Genomic DNA, 2556 nt, shown 5'->3' with positions numbered 1-2556 from the left:
AGGCCACCCAAAGTATCACAAGAAGGGCGTCAACGATGGCTATCAAACTTCTTGCCCACAATCCCAACTTCCGAATTGGCACGGCCACCATCAAATATGATGCCTCTGGCTTCTATCTGTCTCTTCAAATTGGTGACGTTGTTCCATTCAAGGCGCAAAAGGCAAAGACGGGCAAGAAGACAGGAATCGATCTCAATCTTTACAATTTCCTGACCGATTCAGACAGCACGGTAGTGGACAATCCACGCTACTACCGCAAATCCTTAAAGCGGCTGAAAAAGCTTCAAAGACGGGCGTCAAGAAGACAGCTTCGTGCCAAAAAGGAAGGCCGGAAGCTTTGGCAAAGCAAAAACTATCAGAAGGCTCGCAAACAGGCGTCTCGTCTTCAAAGACGAGTTCGCAATCAAAGAGAGGACTTCCTTCAAAAGCTCAGCACTGCATACATCAATAACCACGATATAGTAGTGCTTGAGGACTTGAGAGGGAAAAATCTGATGAAGAATCATGCCTTGGCAATGTCGATTTCTGACGTGGGCTGGACCAGTTTTCAGAGAATGCTTGAATACAAGGCAGGCCTTTACGGCAAGACCTACATTGAGATCGACAAGCGCAACACAACCCAGCGGTGCCATGCCTGCGGCTCTATCATGGGCCACAACGGTCATGAGAAGCTGACCCTGAAGGACCGGGAATGGGACTGCCCAATGTGTGGAGCGCACCACATCCGCGACTACAACGCCGCGCTGAACATCTTGGAGAAAGGCATTGCCAAGCTTTCGGATCAGGAATACAAAATAATTCCGTACGATTCGGAAGCTGCAAGCTGAAGCAAGCATGCAATCCTTAGTAGAAAAAATGAGCCCCAGGCAACCCGAGGCTCGATAATATAAGTTTGGTAATTGGATGATCCCTGCGCCCGCAAATCATCTGTATCTGACTAGTGTGAGCTGAAATGCATTTAGTCATTTCTCGACTTGCAAGCCCCGGACTTTAGTCCGAGGTTGGTTGACAGGAAGAAAATAAGCAAGCAGTTATGAAAACCGTCCGGGACTGGGCGGTTGATCCCGACTTTTGGGTGAGAAGAACGGCAATCGAGTTCCAGCTGGGGCTGAAAAGCGCGACGGATCCAGAACTCTTAAAGGAAATCATCTTGGAGAACCTGGGCAGCAGCGAATTTTTCATCAACAAGGCTATCGGCTGGGCGCTCCGGGACTACTCTAAGACCAACCCGGACTGGGTGCGGAAATTTGTTGACGAGTACCGGGAGCAGCTAGCCCCCTTGTCGGTCAGAGAAGCAAGTAAGTATATCTTTATTTGAAAAGCAATAAAGCAAGAAAAGAGCTATTGCATGTTTGAACTAAACTACTGCCCCCAATGCGGGCAAAAGTTGACAAAGAGAAGCTTGCCGCTTGAAGGCGAGGTGCCGTATTGCGAAAAGTGCCAGGACTTCCGCTTTCCGATTTTTTCTGTGGCAGTTAGCATGATTGTCATGAACCAAGCTAGGGACAAGGTGCTCCTGATCAAGCAGTATGGCCGGGATTCTTACATCCTGGTGGCTGGCTACGTGAACAAGGGCGAAGACAGCGAGGCGACTTGCCGGCGGGAGTTAAAAGAAGAGCTCAATTTGGACCTCAAGGGCCTGTCTTTTAACCGGTCGAGCTACTTTGCCCCGTCCAACGTCTTGATGCTGAACTACACGGTGGTGGTTGATGAGGATCAACTACCTGTGCCAAACGAAGAAGTGGACGCCTGGGCTTGGCTGAGCGTTGACGAAGCCCGCAAGCAGATCCGGCCGCATTCTTTGGCGGAAGAATTTTTGGATGAGTATTTGGACAAGCTAAGCGAAAGCAATTAAAGGGATGCTAGAGTAAAAAAGAAAGACAAGGAGGAAAGAGAAGGAAACAAGCAAAACGAAAATAAAAGCAAAAGAAGTGACAGCAGCTGACCTTCTTTGCCATGACGGCAAGCGTGTTGATACTGGTCAAAAATTCGGGGCCATTTTTTGCATCCTGCTTATTTGTCTTCATGCTGTATGAAAGTACAGGCTGGCAAAAGATTAAATCGGTATTTTTTGCAATATCCTTTATACCTTTTGCCTTATGGCAATGTCGCCGATGACTACGACTACTTTTTAGGCCGTTACTACTATTTTTTGACCAAGTTAAGGCGCAATAGGCTATTTAAATGTCGCTAAAAGACTTCAAGGCTTGTCTAGCAAAGTATGACTATGTAATGCTGCCGGTCAAGCAACAAACCTGGCGCGGAAGCTGTATCATCGGAATTTTGTCCCGGGGATCTACAAAGTTAATAAAAATAATTTAGTTAAGGTGGGAGCGGTTAACCCCTCAAGGTAATAAGCTTTTTTAGCAGAGCTAATTGCTAAACTAAGATAATTATCTAATGCTAATAGCTTGCTTTTGGAAAATAAACAAGCTACAATAACTTTGTTATTTTTGAAGACACTCCAAACCAGTAGTTTGAGAGTGTCTTCTTGTGCTAACACTTCTTGTGCTAACACTTCTTGTGCTAACACTTCTTGTGCTAACACTTCTTGTG

Annotated in this window: 3 protein-coding genes and 1 pseudogene; 3 read left to right on the top strand and 1 reads right to left on the bottom strand. The window is 46.5% G+C overall.

What is annotated here, in order from left to right; all coding sequences use genetic code 11:
• The 3 genes and pseudogenes from ACI4WN_RS02830 to ACI4WN_RS02820 all read left to right on the top strand — a co-directional run.
• The coding region (locus ACI4WN_RS02830; protein ID WP_439776879.1) for an RNA-guided endonuclease InsQ/TnpB family protein at positions 1-827 on the top strand (827 nt) is incomplete at its 5' end.
• A gap of 185 nt (positions 828-1012) precedes the next feature.
• Positions 1013-1318, top strand: a pseudogene (locus ACI4WN_RS02825) (DNA alkylation repair protein); the annotation flags it as partial.
• Between the two features lie 30 nt (positions 1319-1348).
• Positions 1349-1855 (top strand): NAD(+) diphosphatase, encoded by a 507-nt coding sequence (locus tag ACI4WN_RS02820; protein WP_439776878.1) that lies wholly within the window; start codon positions 1349-1351, stop codon positions 1853-1855.
• 441 nt (positions 1856-2296) lie between these two features.
• Here ACI4WN_RS02820 and ACI4WN_RS02815 read toward each other — a convergent pair.
• Positions 2297-2556 (bottom strand): hypothetical protein (locus ACI4WN_RS02815; protein ID WP_439776877.1); only part of this gene is annotated, 260 nt, incomplete at its 5' end.

This window comes from Lactobacillus sp. (genome assembly GCF_051893255.1).
Lineage (GTDB): Bacteria > Bacillota > Bacilli > Lactobacillales > Lactobacillaceae > Lactobacillus.
This window is presented reverse-complemented; position numbering and strand designations above follow the sequence as displayed.

Coding starts and splice junctions, on each gene's coding strand:
- ACI4WN_RS02820 (WP_439776878.1), top strand. CDS start 1,349: ATGTTTGAACTAAACTACTGCCCCCAATGCGGGCAAAAGTTGACAAAG.